The sequence below is a fragment of the Citrobacter sp. LJND-P06 genome, assembly GCF_058188415.1.
In genome coordinates this window covers 549,982-566,927 of record NZ_CP187317.1, presented here as the reverse complement: position 1 = coordinate 566,927, position 16,946 = coordinate 549,982, and the positions used below count along the sequence as shown (strand labels likewise).

14 protein-coding genes and 1 other RNA gene are annotated in these 16,946 nt (G+C 50.9%); 5 read left to right on the top strand and 10 right to left on the bottom strand.

The features are described 5' to 3' along the window. Positions 1 to 22: 22 nt before the first annotated feature. From tdcD to garP, 9 genes are all read right to left on the bottom strand, one after another. Positions 23 to 1,231 (bottom strand): propionate kinase, encoded by a 1,209-nt coding sequence (gene tdcD / locus ACO7SM_RS02735; protein ID WP_490469581.1) that lies wholly within the window; start codon positions 1,229 to 1,231, stop codon positions 23 to 25. A gap of 26 nt (positions 1,232 to 1,257) precedes the next feature. Continuing rightward, a complete protein-coding gene (tdcC, locus tag ACO7SM_RS02730; RefSeq protein ID WP_203359886.1) occupies positions 1,258 to 2,589 on the bottom strand; it encodes a threonine/serine transporter TdcC in 1,332 nt (443 codons plus the stop codon). A 20-nt stretch (positions 2,590 to 2,609) separates the two neighbouring features. Beyond that, positions 2,610 to 3,599, bottom strand: a complete 990-nt coding sequence (gene tdcB, locus ACO7SM_RS02725) for a bifunctional threonine ammonia-lyase/L-serine ammonia-lyase TdcB (RefSeq protein ID WP_276293795.1) — start codon at positions 3,597 to 3,599, stop codon at positions 2,610 to 2,612. 95 nt (positions 3,600 to 3,694) lie between these two features. Further along, positions 3,695 to 4,633, bottom strand: coding sequence for a transcriptional regulator TdcA (gene tdcA, locus ACO7SM_RS02720; RefSeq protein ID WP_490469580.1), 939 nt, complete (start codon positions 4,631 to 4,633; stop codon positions 3,695 to 3,697). A 1,046-nt stretch (positions 4,634 to 5,679) separates the two neighbouring features. Further along, positions 5,680 to 6,057: RNase P RNA component class A (rnpB, locus tag ACO7SM_RS02715), an RNA gene on the bottom strand. Between the two features lie 32 nt (positions 6,058 to 6,089). After that, positions 6,090 to 7,235 (bottom strand): glycerate 2-kinase, encoded by a 1,146-nt coding sequence (gene garK, locus ACO7SM_RS02710; protein WP_490469579.1) that lies wholly within the window; start codon positions 7,233 to 7,235, stop codon positions 6,090 to 6,092. 97 nt (positions 7,236 to 7,332) lie between these two features. After that, positions 7,333 to 8,223, bottom strand: coding sequence for a 2-hydroxy-3-oxopropionate reductase (gene garR / locus ACO7SM_RS02705; protein ID WP_490469578.1), 891 nt, complete (start codon positions 8,221 to 8,223; stop codon positions 7,333 to 7,335). 30 nt (positions 8,224 to 8,253) lie between these two features. After that, on the bottom strand, positions 8,254 to 9,024 hold the full coding sequence (gene garL / locus ACO7SM_RS02700) for a 2-dehydro-3-deoxyglucarate aldolase (RefSeq protein WP_490469577.1): 771 nt from the start codon (positions 9,022 to 9,024) through the stop codon (positions 8,254 to 8,256). 28 nt (positions 9,025 to 9,052) lie between these two features. Next, entirely contained in the window at positions 9,053 to 10,387 is a 1,335-nt protein-coding gene (garP, locus tag ACO7SM_RS02695) for a galactarate/glucarate/glycerate transporter GarP (protein WP_490469576.1), read from the bottom strand. A gap of 402 nt (positions 10,388 to 10,789) precedes the next feature. Here garP and garD point away from each other — a divergent pair, with 402 nt between their 5' ends. Then, entirely contained in the window at positions 10,790 to 12,361 is a 1,572-nt protein-coding gene (gene garD, locus ACO7SM_RS02690) for a galactarate dehydratase (protein ID WP_490469575.1), read from the top strand. Between the two features lie 64 nt (positions 12,362 to 12,425). Here garD and ACO7SM_RS02685 read toward each other — a convergent pair whose 3' ends face one another. Further along, complete coding sequence (locus tag ACO7SM_RS02685; protein WP_490469574.1) at positions 12,426 to 13,235, bottom strand: DeoR family transcriptional regulator; 810 nt, start codon at positions 13,233 to 13,235, stop codon at positions 12,426 to 12,428. Positions 13,236 to 13,484: 249 nt separating this feature from the next. Between ACO7SM_RS02685 and kbaZ the strand changes: the two genes are divergently transcribed. From kbaZ to agaE, 4 genes are read left to right on the top strand one after another with little or no spacing between them, the layout of a single operon-like run. Beyond that, positions 13,485 to 14,780, top strand: coding sequence for a tagatose-bisphosphate aldolase subunit KbaZ (gene kbaZ, locus ACO7SM_RS02680; RefSeq protein WP_490469573.1), 1,296 nt, complete (start codon positions 13,485 to 13,487; stop codon positions 14,778 to 14,780). 19 nt (positions 14,781 to 14,799) lie between these two features. Continuing rightward, entirely contained in the window at positions 14,800 to 15,273 is a 474-nt protein-coding gene (agaV, locus tag ACO7SM_RS02675; protein ID WP_490469572.1) for a PTS N-acetylgalactosamine transporter subunit IIB, read from the top strand. 10 nt (positions 15,274 to 15,283) lie between these two features. Then, entirely contained in the window at positions 15,284 to 16,063 is a 780-nt protein-coding gene (agaW, locus tag ACO7SM_RS02670; protein ID WP_490469571.1) for a PTS N-acetylgalactosamine transporter subunit IIC, read from the top strand. Further along, a complete protein-coding gene (agaE, locus tag ACO7SM_RS02665; protein WP_490469570.1) occupies positions 16,053 to 16,931 on the top strand; it encodes a PTS N-acetylgalactosamine transporter subunit IID in 879 nt (292 codons plus the stop codon). Before agaW ends, agaE begins: the two co-directional genes overlap by 11 nt. Positions 16,932 to 16,946: the final 15 nt, after the last annotated feature.

The window sequence follows — 16,946 nt, the reverse complement described above, 5'->3', positions numbered from 1 at the left end:
TCTCTACAGAACAACAAATAAGTTATGCAAATTCCACGGGGGCGTTAACTTTGCCTAAATGAATAGCATCGAGTGCAATCATTTTTTCTTCATTCGTTGGAATGACGGCGCAAATAACACGAGCCTCTTTGCCTGAGATAATTCTTTCGCCATGGGAGTTAGGCAGACTGTTCATATCGCTGTCTACACTCACGCCCAGTACGGCCAGGTGTTCAATCACCAGGCGGCGAATTAACACGGAGTTCTCACCGATACCGCCAGTGAAAATAATGCCGTCCAGACGATGTAACGACGCAGCGTGGCCAGCAATATGGCGTGCAATGCGATGCACAAACGTTTTGATCGCCAACTGTGCGCGTTCATGACCTTCGTGCCAGGCTTTTTCCAGCACACGTAAATCAGAAGACAGACCCGAAATTCCCAGTAAGCCGGACTCTTTGTTGACCACACGCTCAAGGTCACTCAGCGTCTGGTTGGTTTCGCTGGCTACCCACGCCATGGCGCCAAAGTCCACGTCGCCGCTGCGCGTGCCCATCATCAGCCCTTCCAGCGGCGTCATCCCCATCGAGGTGTCGACGCTCTGTCCGTTACGCACAGCGCAGATTGACGCGCCATTGCCGAGATGAGCAATCACCAGACCTGAATCCGGCTCCTGAAGTTCGAGGAGATCGTACGCACGTTGTGAAACGTAGCGATGCGATGTGCCATGAAATCCATAGCGACGCACACCCAGCTCTTCAAAATATTTCCACGGTAAACCGTACAGGTAAGCCTCAGGTGCCAGCGTTTGATGGAAGCTGGTATCAAAAACGGCCACCTGCTGAACACCAGGGAACAACTGCTTTGCCGATTCAATTCCGCTTAAATTCGCGTAATTGTGTAAGGGTGCTAAAGGAGAAACCCGGCGAATATTTTCAATAACTTCATCAGTGATAATGGCCGACTCAGTAAAGATATTTCCGCCGTGGGCGATACGGTGGCCAATTAAGGCCACGCTATCGATTAAATTACGTTTTTCCAGCTCAACGGCTATTGCCTGGAATGCACCTTCGTAGCTGTGGTGAGCCAGCTGAGCTGGCTCTCCTCCATTCACGACCAAAAAAGCATTTTCAGAATTAATCCCGTCCGCAATACCCGCCATCAAAACATCACAATGGGTTGCATCCAGCACTGAAAACTTAATTGAAGATGATCCACAGTTAATAACCAAAACTACCGGGAATTCATTCATTTCACTACTCATCCTGCGTTTAAGGATTAAAACAGTTTGTACACGATGTTCAGAATGGTCAGCAGACCAATGACGGTAACAAACACGTTATCCAGACGACCACGGTACTTCGCCAGAGACGGCGCTTTACGGATGGCGTACATCGGCAGCAGGCAGAGCAGCGATGCAATGATCGGCGCACCCATGGCTTCAATCAGGTCCAGAATGTTCGGGTTGGCGTAGGCCACAACCCAGGTGGAACCCATGATGAAGATCATGCTGATGGTGTTAAGTTTGCCGGAGGAAACTTTGGTTTTATCGCCTTTATAACCGAACTTCAGCACCAGACCGTTCAGACCTTCCAGCGTGCCCAGATAGTGACCGAAGAAAGATTTGAAAATGGCGACCAACGCGATGATGGAAGCGCCGTACTCCAGAACCGTGGCGAAAGTCGATTTCGTGCCGGACAGTGAAGCAAAGTGGTTTGCCAGGTAAGAAAGCACCGGAATGTTCTGCGCTTTGGCTTCCGCCATGTTTGCCGGAGAGAGCGTGAACAGGCAGCTAAAGGCGAAGAACATCACCACGGCAACCATCAACATACTGGCGCGGGAGATGATTTTGGAACATTTCTGCTCAGTAAACTCACGACCGAAATCTTTCTCATACTCTTCGCGTTTAGAGACCACGAAAGAAGACACAATCGGCGAGAAGTTGAAAGAGAACACCATGATGGAAATACCCAGCCATACGGTAACCAGGATACCGTCATGCCCGGTCAACGCGATATTACTGAGATCCACCTGATCGATAACCGCTGAGTTCCAGTAAGGGATCAAGGACATGGAGATCAGCACCAGGCTGGCAATGAACGGCCATACCAGGTAGCTCATCACTTTAACCATCAGATCTTTACCGAACCAGATGACGAATGCCATCAGGAGCAGCAGGAACAGTGCCACGAAGCCACGGTTAAGCGCTGGCATCTGCAACTGGTTTTCCCAGAAAGTCATAAAGGTGTTGGTGATGGTGACGCCATAAATCCACAGCAGTGGGCAAATCGCAAAGAAGTAGAGGAACGTGATAACCACGCCGCCTGTTTTACCAAAATGCTCTTCAACCGTTTCTGTGATGTTCCCGGATGGATTAGAACCGGAAAGACACAGGCGTGCCAGTGCACGGTGGCAATAGAACGCGATGGGGTATGCTAGCACCAGCATCAACAAAATGGGGATCAGTCCGCCAAAACCTGCGCGGATGGGGAAGAACAATACCCCTGCGCCGATGGCTGTACCAAATAAACCCAGTGTCCAGGTGGTGTCCGATTTGCGCCAGGACGACTGTTTTGTCTGGCTGGATACAATGCTATCAGTAGTACTCATATCCTATCCTCAACGAAATATTAAGCGTCAACTAAACCAGTAATTTGAGAAACACGAGAAAGATCGATATTACCGCCAGAAATAATGCAGACTGTTTTTCTGTTCTGGATATAGCTATCTAATTTCCCGCTTAATAATGCTGCACAAGCCAGAGCACCAGCGCCTTCGGTGACAACTTTATTACGCTGTATTAACGCAATCATACTGCTGCGAATTTCGTCCTCGCTGACCAGTACGATGTCGTCAACTAATTCACGAACAATTTCATAGGTCAAATTACCCGGGCGAGAGACATCACAACCATCCGCCAGGGTGCCGGTCGTTCGATGCGTGGTTATTTCACCGGCATGGTAAGATGCCGCCATACCGTGTACGTTTTCAGACTGTACGCCGATAATTTTAATAGTCGGGTTGATCGATTTAATCGCAATCGCAACACCTGCAATTAAGCCGCCGCCGCCGATTGGCACAATCACGTTATCGACATCATATAAATCTTCCATGATTTCCAGGCCAATTGTACCCTGACCGGCAATCACTTTCGGATCATCATAAGGCGGAATAAAAATACGCCCTTCGGTTTCAACAATTTCACTGACTTTGGCAATCGTGTCGTTGAAGTTGTCACCGTGCAGGATTACTTCTGCAGAATAGTCACAGGTGGCCGCGACTTTAGACTTAGGCGCGCCTTTAGGCATAACAACCTTGCCGTCAATTCCGAGCATGGCACAGGAGAGAGAAACCCCTTGCGCGTGATTACCCGCAGAACAGGCCACCACACCTTTGCGTCTTTCCGCTTCCGTTAAAGAGCTGAGTTTATTAAATGCGCCACGGATTTTAAATGAGCCGGTACGTTGCATATTTTCAAACTTCAGGAATATTTCACCTTTGCAACGTTCACTCAAATAGTTGGAGCGAGGCATCCCCGTTTTATAGATTTTGCCCGCAAGTCTTTTTTTCGCTTCGATGACATCTTCAATAGCAACCGGGAGATCGTATGTAATGTGCATGAAAACCTCTTACCTGGGTATTAAACTAATATGAATAGCTGTTACCAATGCCTGATATTCAGACACATGGCGTCAATTACGGATTAAAACTAAGTTCAGTTAATTTCGATTAATTGCTTTCGTCTGCAACCATTATATGATGAATATTCTTTGGCTAATTCAACCAAAACCGATGCCGCCTTTTTAATTCGATAATTTTTAGACCATACCGCGGCATATCGCGCAACCGGTAAAGTCTCTTCTACTGGAATAGTAATAAACTGATTTGAACCAAAAGGTGTGGTCATATCGCAAGGAATGACTGTCAAGAAATCAGCATTGAGAACCAGATTATAAATGGTGACAACAGAATCTGTTTTAACGATGTTTTCACTGTTGATGCCGTTTCTTTGTAACGTGGTGAGGAGTTCGCTGTAGTAGCCCATATTCGTTTGTGGCAACACCCACTGTTCGTTCTTCAACGATTCCAGCGTAGTGATGCCGTTGCATGTTCGGGACTTGCTGGCAACTAACACAAACTCGGATTCAAAGAGCGGCTCCACATGCAGATCTTGCAGTTTCATCTCATCGCTCAGCGTACCGATAGCGAAGTCCAGTCGGCCATCACGAATCGCAGGTAGAAAAGAGGAAAGCTGCGCTTCGTACATCGAAACCTGCGCTTTCGGGAACACCTCTTTAAACTTGTGAATCATGTCTGACATGAACGTAAAGCCAATCAGCGAAGGAAAACCAAACGAGACGTCGACGACCGTATTACAGGTCATGCTATTCATCTCACTCACCATGTTTTTCATTTCACGGGTAATTGTTTCGGACCAGGACAACAATACCTGACCCGCACTCGTCAATGTCACACCCGTATTTTTACGAACGACTAACTCAACACCAAAATAGGCTTCAACATCACTGACAATTTTGCTGACTGCGGGTTGAGTTAAGCCTAATTCTTTTGCAGCCGAACCGATAGAACCACTCCTAATGACTTCCTGGAAGACCACTAAATGCTGTGTTTTAGGGAGAAGAATATTATTCATATCGGCCTGCACTAATTACTTTATTGACGGCAGGAAGTGTACCAAATAAAAGTTATGTGGTTATGTGCGACCACTCACAAATTACCTTACCTTACATTTATCAGACCTATGATTTTCAAAATAAACACTTATAAATCAATGCTATATTGGCTTATATCGAGGCTTTGACAGGACTTTCATCAAGAAAAACCACAGGGGATAACGATATTTTATGGCGATAACATCTGCGTTTTAGAGGTTATTTTAAAAAGACCGCACAGACGATAATTCAAGCAATTACAGCGTGATTATCACACAAATTTACATTTAAATTTATAAAGTAATTTATCAACTATCTGTATAAGCAGGACAAGATCGCCGTTAAAAATTGTGGCACATCACACTTTTTCACCCCGTTTGTTTGTAAAAAAATATTATATTTATCATTTCTTAAACTATTTAACTCCTTTTGTTATCATTTAAAACATTATTTTAACACTTAGTTTGTCAATTTTTGCAGCGCGTAATTTTGTGATTTTGATCATCTGCATTTCTTTTGTCTGGCAAAAATACTCAGCGGTAGCGATTTGCGTTAATCGTCACAAAACAAGAAATCTTTCCCGGTGGATGCTGCCCGCGTTATTTCAAATATGCCGATTTATTACCCGACCCCTCCCCACTTATTACGCTCCGGGAGCGCTAAATTCATGCCATCAACGAGTACATTATCCGCTAAAAAACGGGTTGTGCGGACACCGGCTCGCTCCCGGAGGGGAGCAAGCCTCACCCCCTGCCCCGTAAAAGCAAAAAAACGCCGAAGCGGTAACACCGTTAGTTGATGATCGAGATGTCCGGGGCGACCACCGGGTTTGGCGTCCCTCCGGGAACCAAATCCCGGCGTTTCCCCTCATTCATTGGCTTAAGTGAACGGTATTAGCCGAAGCGGGGTTCTTTAAGCGGTGAAACTGACCGATAAGCCGCTTTCTTTTGGGTATAGCGTCGTTGGACAGTCATTCATCTTCCTGCCCCTGAAAAGCAAAAACCCCGCCGAAGCGGGGTTTTTTAAGAGGTGAAACTGACCGATAAGCCGGGTTCTGTCGTTGGACAGTCATTCATCTAGGCCAGCAATCGCTCACTGGCTCAAGCAGCCTACCCGGGTTCAGTACGGGCCGTACCTTATGAACCCCTATTTGGCCTTGCTCCGGGTGGAGTTTACCGTGCCACGGACTGTTACCAGCCGCGCGGTGCGCTCTTACCGCACCCTTTCACCCTTACCTGATCCCGCTTGCGCGGGCCATCGGCGGTTTGCTCTCTGTTGCACTGGTCGTGGGTTTCCCCCCCAGGCGTTACCTGGCACCCTGCCCTATGGAGCCCGGACTTTCCTCCCCTCCGCCCGTCTCCCCCGAAAGGGACGACGACGAAGCGGCGACTGTCTGGTCAGCTTCGGCGCGAAGTATAGAGGGTTTGCGTGCCCTTGTCACCCCGCACTGTGCATCCCGACGGCCAGCGTGGCTGCAATATTGCGCGAGGCACGATAAATATTGTCAAATGCGCCCCGGAAGGCCTCTTCCAGCGTCTCAATCCGGGTCAGTACGCTGAAGACCGCGTCAATACCATACTGATGCACAACTGCGACATCGCTTGTCAGGCTGCCTGCAATGCCAATCACCGGTTTATGGTATTTTTTCGCCACGCTTGCCACGCCAACCGGCACTTTGCCGTGAATGCTCTGGCTGTCGATGCGCCCTTCACCTGTCACCACCAGCGTACAGTCGTGGATATGCTCTTCGAGATGAAGCGCCTGGGTCACTATTTCAATTCCGCTCTTCAACTCAGCGCCAAGAAACGCCATCAGTGCCGCGCCCATCCCTCCAGCCGCGCCCGCGCCAGGCACGTCTTTCACATCGATACGCAGTGATTTTTTTATTACGTCAGCATAGTGCGCAAGATTGCGATCCAGTTCAGTAATACGCGCTTCGGTCGCCCCTTTCTGAGGCCCAAAAATACGTGAAGCGCCATTCTCGCCGAGAAGCGGGTTGGTCACATCACAGGCGACGCGGATAGAGCAGCCTTTTAAGCGTGGATCCAGACCGGAGATATCAATGGAGTTCAGGCTGTTCAAACTCCCACCGCCGTAACCTATCTCTGTGCCATTTGCATCACAAAGTCGGGCGCCCAGGGCCTGTACCATACCGGCCCCACCATCATTGGTCGCGCTGCCGCCAATACCGATAATGATGCTTCTGGCGCCGCTTTCCAGAGCATGCAGAATGAGTTCCCCGGTTCCACGCGAGGTCGTGATTAACGGGTTACGCTTTTCCGGGGGAACCAGAGCCAGCCCGCTGGCCGCCGCCATTTCGATAAACGCGGTTTTACCGTCGCCGGATATCCCCCAACAGGCATTCACCTTGTCACCCAGCGGCCCGGTTACCCGCGCGACATGTGCAGAACCTTGCGTGGCGGCAATCATGGCTTCAACAGTCCCTTCGCCACCATCGGCAACAGGAACAGAAACATATTGCGCATCGGGGAAAATTTCCCGAAATCCTTTTTCTATCGCCTGTGCTACCTCGGTGGCAGAAAGGCTTTCTTTGTAAGAGTCTGGGGCGATTACGATTTTCATAGTAGTAGCCTGTTACTGCACAACGCCGGATGGCGTTTCACTTATCCGGCCTGGGATCCAGGCCCGGAGCGCTGGGCGCCATCCGGGCACAACGTCATTAGCGAGTGACTTCCACTTTCGCCAGTTTTTCGTAGTAGCATGCAAGCGCGCTGTGATCGGCCGTCCCCAACCCATCAGCACGCAGCGCCTGCATCATCTCCATCACTGCTGCGGTCAGCGGCAACTGCGCCCCAACGCCGTGAGAAGTATCCAGCGCATTGGCCAGATCTTTAATGTGCAGATCGATACGGAATCCCGGCTTGAAGTTACGATCCATCACCATCGGTGCTTTCGCATCCAGCACGGTGCTGCCCGCCAGACCGCCACGAATCGCCTGATAAACCAGATCCGGATTCACGCCCGCTTTGGTTGCCAGGGTCAGTGCTTCAGACATCGCGGCAATGTTCAGCGCGACAATGACCTGGTTTGCCAGTTTGGTAACGTTACCCGCACCGATTTCCCCGGTGTGTACCACAGAACCGGCCATCGCTTTCAGCAGGGGGTAATATTTGTCGAAAATCGCTTTATCGCCGCCCACCATCACCGACAACGTGCCATCGATCGCCTTCGGTTCACCGCCGCTTACCGGCGCATCCAGCATATCGATACCTTTCGCTTTCAGCGCGTCGCTGATTTCACGGCTCGCCAGTGGTGCGATGGAGCTCATATCGATAAGCACTGTCCCCGGTTTCGCCCCGTCGATGATGCCGTTTTCGCCCAGCGCCACCTCCTTAACGTGCGGGGAGTTTGGCAGCATGGTGATAATCACATCACACTGCTCCGCGATTGCTTTTGCCGTTGTCGCGGTTTCTGCGCCTGCCGCAATAACTTCAGCAATCGCATCACGGTTACGGTCTGTCACCACCAGCGAGTAGCCCGCTTTGAGGAGGTTTTTGCACATGGGTTTGCCCATAATGCCCAGGCCAATGAAACCTACTTTCATCGTCATAATTGCGTCTCTCTCTTCTTTTGGTGGTGTTTATTTCTTAAAGGAATCAGCCAGTTTTTGCGTAGCAGAACGGAAGACACCGAGGTCGCTGCCGACAGCAACGAAGGTTGCGCCCCATTCCAGATAGCGGCGCGCATCAGCGTCAACTGGCGCCAGAATGCCGCTCGGTTTGCCGTGTGCTTTTGCACGGGCAAAAATATGCTGGATGGCTTTTTGTACTTCCGGATGCGCCGCATTACCGAGATGGCCGAGTGCCGCCGCCAGGTCACTTGGCCCGACGAAGATCCCGTCCACACCGTCGGTGGCGGCGATGGCATCAACGTTGTCCACCCCTTGCTGGCTTTCAATTTGCACCAGAATGGTGATGTTCTTGTTTGACTGCGCAAAATAGTCCGGCACGGTGCCAAACATGTTGGCGCGGTGAGAAACGGAGACGCCACGAATGCCTTCCGGCGGATAACGGGTGGACGCCACAGCCAATACCGCTTGCTCTTCTGTTTCCACAAACGGGATCAGAAAGTTATAGAAACCGATATCCAGCAGACGCTTAATGATCACCGGCTCGTTGGTCGGGACACGCACTACCGGCGCGCTGGTACTGCCTTTCAGCGCCATCAGTTGCGGGATAAAAGTGGAGATATCGTTTGGCGCATGTTCGCCATCCAGCACCAGCCAGTCGAACCCGGCCAGACCCAGCACTTCTGTGCTAATCGGGTTTGCCAGCGCAGACCAGCAGCCAATCTGTACCTGTTTGGCAGCCAGCGCGGCCTTAAACTTATTCGGGAAGATATCGTTATTCATCGCTTATACCTTGTCTCTTAACCGTTAATTACTTTTGTAATTCCATACGTTTAATGTCGCCGACAATAAACAGGTAGCAGACCATCGCCATCAACGCTGAACATCCAACGAACACCAGCGCGGCATTAAATGAGTGCAGTTCACTGACCAGGTAGCCAATCACCAGTGGGGTGACAATGGAGGCCACGTTACCGAATACGTTGAATACCCCGCCGCACAGGCCAACAATTTCTTTCGGCGCGGTGTCGGAAATCACCGGCCAGCCCAGCGCGCCAAACCCTTTACCAAAGAACGCCAGCGCCATCAGCATCACCACTAACACGGTATTGTCGGTGTAGTTACACAGAATGATGGTCGAGGCCAGCAGCATACCGAGAACAATCGGTAACTTACGTGCCAGTGTAAGGGTAGCGCCGCGTTTAATCAGATAATCGGAGAACACGCCGCCGAGTACACCGCCCGCAAATCCACACAGCGCCGGGATAGACGCCACCAGACCCACTTTCAGAATCGACATCCCCTTTTCCTGCACCAGATAGATCGGGAACCAGGTCAGGAAAAACCAGGTAATGGTGTTGATGAAATACTGTCCGAAGAACACGCCCAACATCATGCGGCTGCTCAACAACTGCTTGATGTAATGCAGTTTTGGGCCGCTGGCTACCGCGTTGCCAGGCTTTTTGTGGTCCATATCCACCACTGCGCCGTTTTCAGAGATGAACTTCAACTCTTCCGCAGACATGCGTGGATGGTCTGTCGGGTTGTGGATCAGTTTTACCCACAGCGCCGTCAGTACGAAGCCGATGCCTCCCATCACGGTAAACACGTGCTCCCAACCCCAGGCAAAGGTCAGCCAGCCCAACAGCGGCGAAAACAGCGCCAGCGAAAAATATTGTGCCGAGTTAAAGATAGCGGAGGCAGTACCACGCTCTTTGGTCGGGAACCATGCGGCGACAATACGGGCGTTAGCCGGGAAAGAAGGCGCTTCTGAAAAGCCCAGCATAAAACGCATACAGAACATGGAGACACCCGCCCAGGCCAGCGGGAACATATCCACAAAGCCCTGCAGGAAGGTAAACAGCGACCAGAAGAACAGACTCCAGGTATAGACTTTCTTCGAGCCAAATTTGTCGAGCAGCCAGCCGCCAGGGATTTGCATCAGCAAATAGGCCCAGCCGAAGGCAGAAAAAATGTACCCCATTGACACCGCACTCAGCTGTAGCTCTTTCGCCACTTCGGTACCGGCAATGGAAAGTGTCGCGCGGTCAGCGTAGTTAACGGCCGTCACAATAAAAATTATTAGCAAGATTAAATAGCGGGTATGCGTACCTTTCTTTTTCTCTTCAACCGTATCCAGTATCATTTTATTTACCTCAGGCACTTAAGAAGACATTCTTATTATTATTTGATTGTGATTTCATATGACAAATTACTAAACAAAGAGAATATCAAATAATTTATCAGACACCTTAAACCGTGATTCAGTATAATCAGCGAGGCGATATCAGGCATTGTGCAAAAGAACATTTAATCCATAATATTTAAATATTATCTTGAGCAAATGCACATAATGCTGGGCGCTGATGCACAGATTTACGCTTTACTGCCCCTTGTGGCGCGGCGCTCACAGCAATGAGTGACATTGATCACATTCTTGACTTTGAACTCCTGACATTCTTATTTCACAACATTGAATCTTTAATTCTTATCATCAGATTCGACTCTTATTTTTTATTATCACCACCTGGCTGGAGAATACTGGACAATGGCCGACATCGAAATTAGGCAAGAATCGTCACCGGCGTTTTATATTAAGGTGCATGACACTGACAATGTAGCGATTATTGTCAATGACAATGGTCTGAAATCCGGAACCCGCTTCCCTGACGGACTGGCGTTGATTGAACATATTCCTCAGGGCCATAAAGTGGCACTGGAGGCCATTCCGGCTCACGGTGAAATCATTCGCTACGGCGAAGTCATTGGGTACGCAGTTCGCGACATTGCGCGCGGGAGCTGGATTGATGAATCGCTGGTTGAGCTGCCCAAAGCGCCGCCGCTGAATACCCTGCCACTGGCAACCAAAGTACCGGAACCGCTACCGCCGCTGGAAGGCTATACCTTTGAAGGCTACCGCAACGCCGATGGGAGCGTCGGGACCAAGAACCTGCTCGGTATCTCGACCAGCGTCCATTGTGTTGCCGGGGTTGTGGATTATGTGGTGAAAATCATTGAGCGCGATCTGCTGCCCCATTATCCAAACGTAGATGGCGTGGTGGGGCTAAACCACCTCTATGGTTGCGGCGTGGCGATTAACGCCCCGGCGGCTATCGTACCGATTCGCACCATCCATAACATCGCACTGAACCCGAACTTTGGCGGCGAAGTGATGGTTATCGGGCTGGGTTGCGAAAAGCTGCAGCCGGAACGTCTGCTGGAAGGCACCGACGATGTGCAAAGTATCCCGGTGGATAGCGCCAGTATCGTGACGCTCCAGGATGAGAAACACGTAGGCTTTAAATCGATGGTCGATGATATTTTGCAGGTGGCGAAACGGCATCTGGAAAAATTGAATCAACGCCAGCGCGAAACCTGTCCGGCCTCAGAACTGGTGGTGGGTATGCAGTGCGGCGGCAGCGATGCGTTTTCCGGTGTAACGGCCAACCCGGCGGTGGGTTATGCCTCTGACCTGTTAGTACGCTGCGGCGCAACGGTGATGTTCTCAGAAGTGACCGAAGTGCGCGATGCGATCCATTTGCTGACACCGCGCGCCGTGAATGAAGAGGTGGGCAAACGCCTGCTGGAAGAGATGGCCTGGTACGATAACTATCTTGATATGGGGAAAACCGACCGCAGCGCTAACCCCTCCCCTGGCAACAAAAAGGGCGGCCTGGCGAATGTGGTGGAAAAAGCGCTTGGCTCTATCGCAAAGTCCGGTAAAAGCGCCATTGTGGAAGTTCTCTCTGCGGGCCAGCGACCGAGTAAACGCGGTCTGATTTATGCCGCCACGCCCGCCAGCGATTTTGTTTGCGGCACGCAGCAGGTGGCTTCGGGTATTACCGTCCAGGTCTTTACCACCGGACGCGGAACACCGTACGGTTTGATGGCAGTACCGGTGATTAAGATGGCGACCCGTACAGAGCTGGCGAACCGCTGGTACGACTTAATGGACATTAATGCGGGTACGATCGCCACGGGTGAAGAGACCATCGAAGAGGTGGGACTGAAGCTGTTCGAGTTCATCCTTGACGTCGCCAGTGGCCGCAAGAAAACGTTCTCGGATCAATGGGGACTACACAATCAACTGGCCGTATTTAACCCCGCGCCAGTGACCTGATATTGATACCCTGGCCGGGTGCGGCACCCGGCCTTCCCCTCTTCTACACGGTGTAGAGAGGGGATTAATTCTCAACCAGAATCACATCAATACCCATTTTCCGTAATGCTTCCAGACACTCAACGGGAATGCCTTCATCAACAATAATCATATCAATACGCTGCATATCAATGATTTTATGCAGGCTGGAGCGGTTAAATTTGCTGGAGTCGGTGACGACGATAATCCGTTCCGCCACTTCACACATTCGGCGATTGAGTCTGGCTTCATCTTCGTTGTGTGTGCTGACACCGCGATCTAAATCGATAGCATCGACACCGAGAAACAACATATCAAAGTGGTAATTTTGCAGTGACTGTTCCGCCTGATCGCCGTAAAACGACTGCGACTGGCGACGCAAATGCCCGCCCGTCATCAGTAGTTCGACCCCTTCAGCGTCGAGTAACGCATTGGCAACGTTCATACCGTTGGTCATCGCAATCACATCGGTATGCTGGCGTAGCATACGGGCAATTTCACAGGTGGTGGTACCGGAGTCCAGGATCACACGATGCCCGGGTTTGATCAGTTCCGCGGCCGTTCTGGCAATACTGCGTTTCACCGCCGTATTAAGAGAACTTTTATCTTCAACAGAAGGTTCCGCGGCAGGCGTATTGCTATCGCAAATCAGCGCGCCGCCGTAGGCTCGAACAGCAATGCCCTGTTTTTCCAGAAATGCCAGATCGTTGCGGATTGTTACCGTGGAAACCCCGAATAAGGCTGAAAGATCGTTTACCTGCACACTTCCCTGCTGTCGCAACCGCTGAATAATCTGCTCACGCCTTTCGCTGGTACCCGTTACCCGCTTATCTGCAGAAGCGTCGGTATTACTCATAAAAAATCCTTTAGTAAATCTTTCGTTTCATTTCGTTTTCCTTATTAACGCCTTTCTTTTAGCGGAATGCAAGTCCCATAAGCCTGTCATGCCTCCGTCAACACGTCGCTGAAACCTTTCACTATGTTTCTTTTGTGAAGCAGATCGGAAAACCAATATCTTTCGTTTTATTTTTACAACACGATAAAGCAGTATCAATCGAAACAAAACGAAAGATTATTGTCATATACATCTGACCGGGAGAGGGAAGTGAAACATCTGACAGAGATGGTGGAACAGCATAAACGGGGAAAAACAAACGGGATCTATGCCGTTTGTTCCGCACATCCACTGGTGCTTGAAGCCGCATTACGCTACACCCACGAACACCAGACTCCGCTGCTGGTAGAGGCAACGTCGAACCAGGTTGATCAGTTCGGTGGCTACACCGGTATGACGCCCGCCGATTTTCGCGGATTCATTTGCAGGCTCGCCGACTCACTTGGCTTCCCACAGTCGCAGCTTATTCTGGGAGGCGATCATCTTGGCCCTAATCGCTGGCAAAATCTCCCCGCCGATCAGGCCATGGATAATGCAGACGAGCTGATCAAAAGCTATGTCGCCGCAGGATTCAAAAAGATCCACCTTGATTGCAGTATGTCATGTGCCAACGATCCTGTTCCGTTGACTGACGAGATTGTCGCAGAGCGCGCCGCTCGCCTCGCGAGGATCGCGGAAGAAACCTGCTGCGAACATTTTGGCGAAGCCGATCTGGTTTATGTCATCGGTACCGAAGTCCCCGTCCCCGGCGGCGCTCATGAGACACTCACTGAACTTGAAGTCACAACGCCAGATGCAGCACGCGCGACACTGGAAGCCCATCGGCACGCATTTGAAAAGCAAGGGTTAAATTCTATCTGGCCCCGCATCATTGGGCTGGTGGTACAACCCGGCGTCGAGTTCGATCACACGCATGTTATTGACTACCAGCCGCATAAAGCAGAAGCACTCAGCGCGATGGTAGAAGCGTATGACACGCTGATCTTTGAAGCACATTCAACGGACTATCAAACACCTCAGTCGTTGCGCCAGTTGGTGAAAGATCATTTCGCAATTCTGAAAGTCGGCCCGGCTCTCACCTTCGCCTTGCGCGAGGCGCTCTTCTCACTGGCAGCCATAGAAGAAGAATTACTCCCGGCAAAAGCAGGTTCTGGACTGCGTCAGGTTCTTGAAAACGTGATGATTGACCGCCCTGAGTACTGGCAAAGTCACTACCACGGTGATGGAAATGCGCGTCGGTTTGCTCGCGGTTACAGCTACTCCGACCGCATCCGCTATTACTGGCCTGACCAACACATTGATGACGCGTTTGCCCGTCTGGTGCGCAACCTGGCTGACGAACCGATTCCACTGCCGCTCATTAGCCAATATTTACCGCTGCAGTACGTCAAAGTCCGCGAGGGGGTTCTCAAGGCTGCACCACGAGACCTCATCATCGACCATATCCAGGACATCCTGCGACAGTACCATGCAGCCTGTCAGGACGTTACGTCCCATAACGCGTAGCCACAACGAGAAAAATACTATGCCAAACATTGTATTGAGTCGCATTGACGAACGTTTGATCCACGGTCAGGTCGGCGTTCAATGGGTCGGATTCGCCGGAGCGAATCTGGTGCTGGTCGCTAACGATGAAGTTGCTGAAGACTCTGTGCAGCAAAACTTAATGGAAATGGTGCTCGCAGAAGGTATCGCCGTACGCTTTTGGTCACTGCAAAAAGTGATCGATAACATTCATCGCGCCGCCGACCGGCAGAAGATTTTGCTGGTTTGCAAAACACCGGCGGATTTCCTCCGCCTGGTCGAGGGCGGCGTTCCCATCTCGCGAATTAACGTAGGAAACATGCATTACGCCAATGGCAAACAACAAATTGCCAAAACGGTTTCTGTCGACGCGCAGGATATTACTGCGTTTAACGACCTGAAAGCTGCCGGAATAGAATGCTTCGTTCAGGGTGTCCCAACAGAACCCGCTTTGGATCTCTTTAAATTACTCTGAGGGATTCACAATGGAAATCAGTCTGTTGCAGGCTTTCGCACTCGGCATACTTGCCTTTATTGCGGGCCTGGATATGTTCAACGGTTTAACGCATTTGCACCGCCCCGTTGTGCTTGGGCCGCTGGTCGGCCTGATTCTGGGGGATTTGCAAACCGGTATTTTAACCGGCGGTACGCTCGAACTGGTCTGGATGGGTTTGGCCCCGCTGGCCGGTGCCCAGCCGCCGAACGTCATCATTGGTACTATCGTGGGGACGACCTTCGCCATTACCACGGGGGTGAAACCTGATGTCGCTGTTGGTGTCGCGGTGCCGTTCGCCGTAGCGGTACAAATGGGGATCACCTTCTTGTTCTCAGTGATGTCCGGCGTGATGTCTCGCTGTGACCGTATGGCCGCGAATGCCGATACGAGAGGGATCGAGCGCATTAACTATTTAGCGCTATTGGCGTTAGGTATTTTCTATTTCCTGTGTGCTTTTCTACCGATTTATTTCGGCGCGGAACATGCGAAGACCACCATCGATGTCCTCCCGGAACGTTTGATCGACGGGCTTGGCGTCGCAGGCGGCATTATGCCTGCTATCGGTTTTGCCGTGCTGCTGAAAATCATGATGAAAAATGTCTACATCCCCTATTTCATTATCGGCTTTGTTGCCGCCGCCTGGCTCAAACTTCCTGTGCTGGCTATCGCTGCTGCCGCGCTGGCTATGGCGATGATCGACCTGCTGCGCAAATCTCCTGAAACAACGGCCCCAGCGGTCCAGAAAGAGGAATTCGAAGATGGCATCTAATCAAACCACCCTGCCAGGCGTCTCAGATTCCGAAGAGACATTGCTTTCCGGCGTGAATGAAAACATCTATGAAGACCAAAACATCGGTGCAGAGTTGACGAAAAAAGATATTAATCGCGTCGCCTGGCGTTCAATGTTACTTCAGGCCTCTTTTAACTATGAACGTATGCAGGCTTCCGGTTGGCTGTATGGTCTGCTCCCCGCACTGAAAAAAATCCACACCAATAAACGCGACCTGGCCCGCGCCATGAAAGGTCACATGGGGTTCTTCAACACCCACCCATTCCTGGTGACGTTTGTTATTGGCATTATCCTTGCCATGGAACGATCCAAGCAGGATGTGAACAGTATCCAAAGCACTAAAATTGCGGTAGGCGCGCCTCTTGGCGGCATTGGTGACGCCATGTTCTGGCTGACGTTGCTACCTATTTGCGGTGGTATCGGGGCCAGCCTCGCCCTACAGGGTTCCATTCTCGGCGCAGTCGTCTTTTTTGTGTTGTTCAATGTGGTTCACCTCGGCCTGCGTTTTGGTCTGGCTCACTATGCTTACCGCATGGGTGTCGCTGCAATTCCACTGATTAAAGCCAATACAAAAAAAGTGGGGCACGCAGCATCGATTGTCGGCATGACCGTGATTGGTGCCTTAGTTGCCACCTACGTGCGGCTTAACACGACGCTTGAAATTACCGCAGGTGATGCTGTGGTGAAATTGCAGACCGACGTTATCGACAAACTCATGCCTGCATTTTTACCTCTGGTCTACACGTTGACAATGTACTGGCTGGTGCGTCGTGGCTGGAGCCCGCTGCGTCTAATCGCCATCACCGTTGTACTGGGTGTCGTCGGCAAATTCTGTCACTTCTTATAGATACAGAGGGGTTAT

Excerpts from the sequence above, each read along its gene's own strand:
- tdcD (WP_490469581.1), bottom strand. The coding sequence starts at position 1,231 with ATGAATGAATTCCCGGTAGTTTTGGTTATTAACTGTGGATCATCTTCA.
- ACO7SM_RS02685 (WP_490469574.1), bottom strand. The coding sequence starts at position 13,235 with ATGAGTAATACCGACGCTTCTGCAGATAAGCGGGTAACGGGTACCAGC.
- tdcA (WP_490469580.1), bottom strand. The coding sequence starts at position 4,633 with ATGAATAATATTCTTCTCCCTAAAACACAGCATTTAGTGGTCTTCCAG.
- garP (WP_490469576.1), bottom strand. The coding sequence starts at position 10,387 with ATGATACTGGATACGGTTGAAGAGAAAAAGAAAGGTACGCATACCCGC.
- agaV (WP_490469572.1), top strand. The coding sequence starts at position 14,800 with ATGCCAAACATTGTATTGAGTCGCATTGACGAACGTTTGATCCACGGT.
- garD (WP_490469575.1), top strand. The coding sequence starts at position 10,790 with ATGGCCGACATCGAAATTAGGCAAGAATCGTCACCGGCGTTTTATATT.
- garR (WP_490469578.1), bottom strand. The coding sequence starts at position 8,223 with ATGACGATGAAAGTAGGTTTCATTGGCCTGGGCATTATGGGCAAACCC.
- agaW (WP_490469571.1), top strand. The coding sequence starts at position 15,284 with ATGGAAATCAGTCTGTTGCAGGCTTTCGCACTCGGCATACTTGCCTTT.
- tdcB (WP_276293795.1), bottom strand. The coding sequence starts at position 3,599 with ATGCACATTACATACGATCTCCCGGTTGCTATTGAAGATGTCATCGAA.
- garK (WP_490469579.1), bottom strand. The coding sequence starts at position 7,235 with ATGAAAATCGTAATCGCCCCAGACTCTTACAAAGAAAGCCTTTCTGCC.
- tdcC (WP_203359886.1), bottom strand. The coding sequence starts at position 2,589 with ATGAGTACTACTGATAGCATTGTATCCAGCCAGACAAAACAGTCGTCC.
- agaE (WP_490469570.1), top strand. The coding sequence starts at position 16,053 with ATGGCATCTAATCAAACCACCCTGCCAGGCGTCTCAGATTCCGAAGAG.
- garL (WP_490469577.1), bottom strand. The coding sequence starts at position 9,024 with ATGAATAACGATATCTTCCCGAATAAGTTTAAGGCCGCGCTGGCTGCC.